This is a genomic window from Roseivirga misakiensis (assembly GCF_001747105.1).
Taxonomy (GTDB): Bacteria; Bacteroidota; Bacteroidia; order Cytophagales; family Cyclobacteriaceae; genus Roseivirga; species Roseivirga misakiensis.
The window spans coordinates 2,609,048-2,617,500 of sequence record NZ_MDGQ01000005.1 but is presented as its reverse complement, the minus strand read 5'-3'; the positions used below and the strand labels follow the sequence as shown (position 1 = coordinate 2,617,500).

At 42.0% G+C, this 8,453-nt stretch carries 3 protein-coding genes and 2 rRNA genes (1 of these 5 cut by a window edge); 2 read left to right on the top strand and 3 right to left on the bottom strand.

Going from position 1 to position 8,453, the window contains the following annotated elements:
* Together BFP71_RS19095 and rrf are read left to right on the top strand one after the other, a co-directional pair.
* Positions 1–2,260 (top strand): 23S ribosomal RNA (locus tag BFP71_RS19095); it begins 622 nt to the left of the window's first position.
* 141 nt (positions 2,261–2,401) lie between these two features.
* Positions 2,402–2,513: ribosomal RNA gene (rrf, locus tag BFP71_RS19090) — 5S ribosomal RNA — on the top strand.
* Positions 2,514–2,605: 92 nt separating this feature from the next.
* On the opposite strand, the gene BFP71_RS19085 is transcribed toward rrf, so the two are convergent.
* The 3 genes from BFP71_RS19085 to porU are packed head-to-tail and all read right to left on the bottom strand — an operon-like array spanning position 2,606 to position 8,425.
* Positions 2,606–3,865 carry a M16 family metallopeptidase gene (locus BFP71_RS19085; protein ID WP_069836992.1) on the bottom strand — a complete coding sequence of 420 codons (1,260 nt, stop codon included), beginning with the start codon at positions 3,863–3,865 and terminating at the stop codon, positions 2,606–2,608.
* A 2-nt stretch (positions 3,866–3,867) separates the two neighbouring features.
* Entirely contained in the window at positions 3,868–5,025 is a 1,158-nt protein-coding gene (porV, locus tag BFP71_RS19080; protein WP_069836991.1) for a type IX secretion system outer membrane channel protein PorV, read from the bottom strand.
* Between the two features lie 31 nt (positions 5,026–5,056).
* Entirely contained in the window at positions 5,057–8,425 is a 3,369-nt protein-coding gene (porU, locus tag BFP71_RS19075) for a type IX secretion system sortase PorU (protein WP_176723393.1), read from the bottom strand.
* Positions 8,426–8,453 lie beyond the last annotated feature (28 nt).

Genomic DNA, 8,453 nt, shown 5'->3' with positions numbered 1-8,453 from the left:
AGCAAGGTTAAGGACTTAAGGTCCGTAGCCGGAGCGAAAGCGAGTCTGAATAGGGCGTTTAGTTAGAGGGGGTAGACGCGAAACCCGGTGATCTACCCATGACCAGGTTGAAGTTGCAGTAACATGCAATGGAGGACCGAACCAGTTGACGTTGAAAAGTCTTTGGATGAGTTGTGGGTAGGGGTGAAAGGCCAATCAAACCGGGAAATAGCTCGTACTCCCCGAAATGCTTTTAGGAGCAGCGTGTGGGTTGAGTCTGTTAGAGGTAGAGCTACCGATAGGACTAGGGGGAGTCAAATCCTACCAAATCCTGACGAACTCCGAATGCTAACAGATATACCATGCAGTGAGGGCAAGGGTGCTAAGGTCCTTGTCCGAGAGGGAAAGAACCCAGACCTTCAGCTAAGGTCCCCAAATCTATACTAAGTTGAACTAAGGCGGTCCAGTTGCATAGACAGCCAGGATGTTGGCTTGGAAGCAGCCATTCATTTAAAGAGTGCGTAACAGCTCACTGGTCGAGCGACAGGGCATCGATGATGATCGGGCATTAAGTATAGTACCGAAGCTAAGGCAGTATTTATACTGGGTAGGGGAGCATTCTATTCAGCGATGAAGCAGTTTGGTGATGAACTGTGGAGCGTATAGAAAAGCAAATGTAGGCATAAGTAACGATAAGGCGGGTGAGAAACCCGCCCACCGATAGACTAAGGTTTCCTGATCAACGCTAATCGGATCAGGGTTAGTCGGGACCTAAGGCGAAACCGAATGGTGTAGTCGATGGACAATTGGTTAATATTCCAATACCACCGTATTCAGCGATGGGGTGACGGAGTAGTGAAAGTCCCGCGTACTGACGGAATAGTACGTTAAAGGGTGTAGTTATAGGCTGTGTAGGCAAATCCGCACGGCTTGATGAACCTGATAGTACCACAATGCTTCGGCAGCGTGGATAGTGGACCTAATCAGACTTCCAAGAAAAACCTCTAAGCATATGTATATGGTGCCCGTACCGTAAACCGACACAGGTAGTCAAGGAGAGAATCCTGAGGTGCTCGAGTGATCCGTGGCTAAGGAACTAGGCAAAATGGCCCTGTAACTTCGGGAGAAGGGGCGCTTCCTCTGGCAACAGAGAAGCCGCAGTGAATAGGCCCAGGCGACTGTTTAGCAAAAACACATGGCTTTGCGAAATCGAAAGATAAAGTATAAGGCCTGACACCTGCCCGGTGCTGGAAGGTTAAGGGGGGATGTTATCCGTAAGGAGAAGCATTGAACTGAAGCCCCAGTAAACGGCGGCCGTAACTATAACGGTCCTAAGGTAGCGAAATTCCTTGTCGGGTAAGTTCCGACCTGCACGAATGGTGTAACGATCTGGGCACTGTCTCAGCCACGAGCTCGGTGAAATTGTAGTAGCGGTGAAGATGCCGCTTACCCGCAACGGGACGAAAAGACCCCATGAACCTTTACTATAGCTTCACATTGGTATTGGGTAAATGATGTGTAGGATAGGCGGGAGACTTTGAACCTGCGTCGCTAGGCGTGGGGGAGTCGTTGGTGAAATACCGCCCTTTATTTATCTGATGCCTAATCCATTACTGGAGACAGTGTGTGGTGGGTAGTTTGACTGGGGTGGTCGCCTCCAAAAGAGTAACGGAGGCTTTCAAAGGTACCCTCAGTACGCTTGGTAACCGTACGTAGAGCGCAATAGCATAAGGGTGCTTGACTGTGAGGCCTACAAGCCGATCAGGGTCGAAAGACGGATATAGTGATCCGGTGGTTCCGCATGGAAGGGCCATCGCTCAAAGGATAAAAGGTACTCTGGGGATAACAGGCTGATCTCCCCCAAGAGCTCACATCGACGGGGAGGTTTGGCACCTCGATGTCGGCTCGTCACATCCTGGGGCTGGAGAAGGTCCCAAGGGTTGGGCTGTTCGCCCATTAAAGTGGCACGCGAGCTGGGTTCAGAACGTCGTGAGACAGTTCGGTCTCTATCTGTTGTGGGCGTAAGAAATTTGAGAGGACCTGTCTTTAGTACGAGAGGACCGAGATGGACTAACCGCTGGTGTACCAGTTGTCCCGCCAGGGGCACTGCTGGGTAGCTACGTTGGGAAGAGATAAGCGCTGAAAGCATCTAAGTGCGAAACTCCCCTCGAGATGAGATTTCTTTATAAGGGACGTTATAGATGATGACGTTGATAGGCTGCAGGTGTAAAGGCAGGAATGTCAAAGCCGAGCAGTACTAATTACCCGTAAACTTTCCGTAGCCGGCCGTCTATGATTAGGCGGTCGGCGCAATAACCTAACAAGCCCTATTGTGTAATACTCTTACAATTAATATGTCATTCCATCAGGTACAACTTGATGGAAAAGAAATTATGACTGCTGAATGAGCGGTTGAAGATTTTATGGTGATTATAGCGGTGGGGTCCACCTCTTCCCTTTCCGAACAGAGAAGTTAAGCCCACTTGCGCTGATGGTACTGCCTTTACCGGTGGGAGAGTAAGTAGTCGCCAGCTTTTTATTATGACCTATATCAACCCGATATAGGTCTTTTTTTTGCCCTTTTATTAAAGGGATTCCGATAAAAAGGAATTAACAAATACTTGTATCAAGCACCAGCAATGCTCGTCACCAAGGAGTCTGGTGATAAATGCTTAACAGCATTAGTGAGAATATCTTCTGAACTAACAGCCCTGATATTAGAAACATAGTTACGGTAAAAATCTTGGTTGATCCCCTGAGAATTTAACGTCTTGAATTTGTCGATTTGTGCGAATGGGCTAGCAAAGGAATTAGTGAATACACCTATCATATAGTTTTTGACGATGTCTAACTCTTCTGATGGTACAAGTTCGGTGCTCAGCTTATTTAGCTCTTTATAGATTTCATCTAAAGTATCCTGTTGGTTTCCTCCCTTTACATCCGTGGATATTAGGAAATAGCCATCATGTAGCAGAGCATATAGGTGAGAATAGATGCCGTATGTATAACCTTTTTCCTCCCTTATGTTCTTCATTAATCTTGACCCAAAAAAACCACCTAAGACTTCGTTAGTCACTATGAATGGGAAATAGTCTTTATTACTTCGGGTGAACAGACGTTTACCAAGTTTAATAGAACTTTGAATAAACTTAGGGTCAATATGGAAAACATCTTTTTGCTCTAATAAGGATGTTTCTGTTCTTTGATCTATTAACTCGCCACTATACTTATCAAAGCTTTCAGCTAAAACATTCTTAAAATTTGCCGGTAAATCTCCTGCGATATAAATGTCAAAGTCTTTGACAAAGTGACCGTGAAAGGATTTTACTTCATCAATCGTTGTATTCTCAATATCGTTGATTGTTAGGTGTTTACCGTAAGGATGATCTAACCCATATAGTGCCTTCCTAAGATTCACAGAGGATAAATAGCTCCCTTTTTCAAGGTTTAGCTTTAGTTTGTCTAGCTCTTTAGATTTTAAAGTCGTTAGGCTCTCGGCATCGAACTTTGGTTCATATACCATTTCTGATAGTAGCCGAATGTTCTCTTCAAAGTATTTAGATAAACCAAAAATGGTGATTGAGGAATAATCAAAACCAGGAGATAGTTCAATAAAACTACCAAGAGCATCAATTGCCTCAGCCAACTGACTGCTGGGTTTAGTTTTAGTGCCCTCATTTAACATTTTAAGGGTCAACTGAGGTAAGGCTGCAGTAGATCCGTACCACTGACTTCCCTTTGTTTGAAGTTCTATTTTAAATGTTTTTGAACCCTCATCAATATGAGAATGGACATTCAGGTTATTGATAATATCAGTATCAATATTGGCCAGTTTTACGTCTTCAATCTGAAAGACTTCTGGTGACTTAGTACGGTCTAAAATCATGACTAGTTGTCGTCAGAAGAGCTAGATAAGTCTAGTATCATGCCAAATCGTAAGGTTTCGGCAAGTGGGTGTTCTTGAAATTGAGGAACTAGATAAGAAAAATTGAGTTCTAATTTTTTCACCATAAAACCAACGCCGGCCGTAAAGTACTTCCTGTTCCCTTTATTTCTATGTTCGTAGAAATATCCAGTTCTAATGGCAAATTTTTCTTGGTATTCATATTCAGCCCCAAACGAAACTGATACCTCTTGAAGCTCTTCAGTGAAGCCACCTGGGGCATCGCCGAAAGAACCGAAAATACCGGATAATAAAGGCTTATCTCTTTCCGAACCATCGCGCTGTGGTGTTGGGACCATCAATTTATTGAAGTCTAAGGCCAATGTGACCTTATTGTATTGGTCTAAATAAGACGACAGGGCTGAACCTATTCGGAAATTTGTTGGAATAAAATCTTCTTCATCAGCACTATTATATGACAACTTAGAACCAATGTTTGTAATGGATGCTCCGTACGAAAGTTGAGATGGTTTTTGGAAAACAACCAACTCAGATTTGTAGTAAACTCCAATATCCGCTGCAATACTTGTTCCTGGTTTTGGATCAGTTACGGGGCTAGTAGTAATGTTACCTGAAAGGTTAGAATAGATATACTTTCCAGTAATACCCAAGCTTAATTTTCTGCTCAGCTGTCTAGAATAGGTTGCTGAAAATGCGAATTCTCTTGGTGTAAAATCTCCAATAGAATTACCAGCACCATCAGTTAATTGTATATCTCCTAAATCAAAATAAGTCATAGATGCTCCAATAGCAGATTGATCATCTAATTTCTTAAAGCCAGTTAAGTAAGATATTGACATATCGTCAACAAACTTGCTTAGCCATGGTGTAAAGGTTAAAGCTAAACCACTATTCTTGTTGATAGAAGCGAGTTTCGCGGGATTCCAAAAAGTTGAATTAGCATCAGGGTCAGTCGCTACACCTACGTCACCCATGGCACCAGAAACAGGGTCTGGAGCTATTGAAAGGAATGGCACGGCCGTAGTAATCACATTAATGACAGTGTCTTGTCCATTAATACCTATCGAATTTTGAGCTTTTAGATCGGGTGCTAAAAATAAGACTAGGGTCAGAAGTGTAAAAATGCGGACTCTGATTGGCATGTATTTTTTCTTCAAAGATAGTGTTATAAAATTAATTTGAAATAATGAGTTTTTGGCGTCTGACGCTGGAATTCCCACTGGTTTTAGAAAAGATTCTGACACGATATATGTACAGTCCTGAATTGAGTTTAACGTTGTCTAAATTTGTGCCAGCCCATGTAATACTTAATTGCTCTGGGGCGCTGAGAAACTCCTCATTTATAGTTGCGACAATTTCTCCTTTGAGGTTTAAAATATCGATTCCGATCTCAATGTTTTCACCGTCAAGCAAATGCTCTATTTCAAAGCGGGTCTCGTTAATAAACGGATTGGGATGGTTGTTTATTACTGAAATGTAAGAAGTATTTTCACCCACTTTAAATTCTTGGGTTGCACTGGTCGAATTACCATGGATATCCCATGCTGTGACCTCAATCTCGTTAATACCCGGATTCAGGTCGTCAATGTCAAATACCGCTATCCCCTTTTGGAACCCCTCAATACTCGAGCTATAGCTATCATTTAGATTAAAGGTGATCGAGTCGTTTAATGTCAAGCTGATATTCTGGCCAAGTCCATTGTTTGAAATGTTTATTCCACTTTCATCAAAAAACTTAAAAATGAAGGTGACATCAGTTTCATAAGAAGGCTGAATTCCCGCCGTGGTGTCATTCAAGAAAACCGTTACCGAAGGAGGTATAAGATCTGCTGTTATGTTGTCGAAAGTTCCGCCTATTGTAAAATCTAGAGTGGCCCCCAACGCATCGCTACTCAAGTCGTCATTGACGGCATAAAGTTCAATTTTCCCCGGTCCAAATCTGTAATCTATGTTTTTAGGGATAATAAAATCTAAAGTAAAAATTCCATTTTCTACCCGCGCTACTCCTCTAAATAACGGGTTATCTCTTTCGTCGAAAGTGAAGCTATCACTCTCGGTTCCGATAGTTTCTTTGCGGCTAGGTTTGTCTGATAATCTAAAATTCAACGTTCCGTTAAAGTTTGTATCTACACTATTATTATTAACAATTCTACCAGTAATAGTGACAGGTTGCAAAGCTTTTAAAGTATCCGTAACCGTCGGAAGATTTCCATTAAGGGCTGTAATTTCGATCGATTTTTCAGGATAGGAAAGCCTCATGCTAGGATCGCCGAGTAGAATAAAATTTCTATTCAGACTACCTCGTAAGCTATTGTTCTTTGTGAACCTGATGATATCTCCTAAACGTTGGTAAGTTCCATCTTCCTGGCTTAAGACCGAACTATACAAGGCCAAGTTTAGATCATAATTGGTACTAGAGAAAACCGGTCGGGCCGTAGTGACCATGGCAATGACACCACCAACATCTTTAAATATTAAGTTCTCAGCACCAGAAAAGACTGCTGGATCATCGTTGCGGCCAAATTCACAAGTAGCAGTGACTAGAAAAGGTAAGTTGAAGGTATTGTTCCATTGTTGCATTAAATCAAAGGTCAGCACCCTTTCTTGCATCCATCCAGATTCTGAACCGTGACCAGTAAAATTGACGATGAGCGCCCCGTCATTTACAGAAGTCGTCAAAGCTTCTTCGGCAGTAGGTGAAATTTCGCCGTTTGGTAATCTTATTTGTTCAAAAGCATCTAAGTATATTTTTTCGATGTTGTAGTTAACGAATGCCGTGTCTATCAACGTGGCCAAAGAATCAGCATCTTTTTGGTGTCGGTTATTATCTCCATCATCAGCTACAAAAACAATGCGGCTTCTCCAATCACCATAAGTTTTAGCATCCGTTTGATATAGCATGATTTTATCTACTGCTTTTTTTGCTTGTTCGGCGTTTGTGATCGGAATCCTGCCGACACCTATATCCAATGAATGATCGCCCACACGTGCTTCAATCCATTCGCCTTCGTGATCTTCGAGAAAACCAAAGTAGTCATCCGAAGAATAAGTGAGTAATGGATGAATTGAGTTTCTAGATTCATAAGTGGGAACGTAGTTTGAATTCTCTTCCACTCGATTCTTATAATCATATGAGCCTTTACCGAAAAATAAAACGTATTTGAGCTGACTGACAGGTCCAAATTTGGACTTAATGAAATCGCGAATCGCAGTTACATCTTGACGTCCCGAACTATACTCATTGTAAATTTTGTCAACTGTGGTTACGGAAACCGTAAGCCGATCATGAGATCGCCTAAATGCAGCGAGCCGCTCTGCTTGTGTTAAAAAATCGGCGTGCGTGATGATGATCAAGTCAGTCAGGTCAAGGCTACGCAGATTTTGGTTGGTTACAGGTTCAAATTCTGTTGGGTTTGGAAGTGAACTTTCGTCGAATACGATAAAGCTACTTTCTGCGTCTGCTATTGCCCCAAAAGTGATCGAGCTATTATTGATCATAAAAGCTTGGCTTTTTACCGAAGTAGGATCTGAAACATTCCAAACTGTCAATTGGTCCGAGGTATTTTCTATTTGAAAAGTGACCATCGAAGAAGTCATTAATCCTGAATTTCTGATGGTTAGAGGTGCTTGGTTGTAGGTAAGTGGACTCGGAATATCAAGTAGGTAACTGTCCAAATAAGCCACGGCATTTGAAGCTCCATTTTGTTGGTAAACTAGATCAATGGTCAGTTCATTGTTGGAAATATTATTGGTAGCCAAGATAAAAATATTAGACCTCAAATTTCCTTTTATCCCGTATTGCGTATTTGGAATAGCCTCAAAATTAAGGGTGCCTATTTGTGAGTTGTTCAAAGAAACGTCTAGGCTTGAATTATTGAAAGACTGTGCTAGTGAGGTGACTAAAAGCTTTACTTCTTGATCGCCCTCCAAACCATTAGTTTGGTGAATAAATGATCTACTGTTTTGAATGGTGAATTGCTCCCCAAACCACTCCCTACCTGAGTTGAGAATGTTTACTTGATCATTTTCATGAAATATGATTTGATTATACCATGTTACTCTCGGGTGGGTGTTACCGAAATCGGCATTTGAGGCTATTCGTTTGCCTGCTGTCTCTTTTATGGTCAGAAAGTAATAATTATCATCTGAATAAAGGTTTTTCTCAACTCGATAACCCTCGGACGAATGGTCATATGCTACCTGATTAATATCGTCAACATAAAAAAGAATATAATCACCGCCATTCAGCTGCCCATCAGTTTCTCCAGCTACAAAAATGGCGTTTTCCAAGAGATCGGTTGGTCGAGATTGTGTCAGGGATTGAGGCAACATTCCGCCTGGATTCCCATAAATGGCTAGATTTCTTGGGTCTTCATTGGCCAAGCCTAATTCACTCAACTGGTCGAAAGTTATTTTATAGACACCGGGCTCGGAGAACTTCATTTTAAACCATTTGCCAGAAGCCAATACGCTATTTTGAGCATAGCAAGAAACGCCAGCGAGAATAGTTAATAGAACTAAGGTGTATAAAGATTTGCGCAATTCTCCGATTTATTAGAGATACACAAAT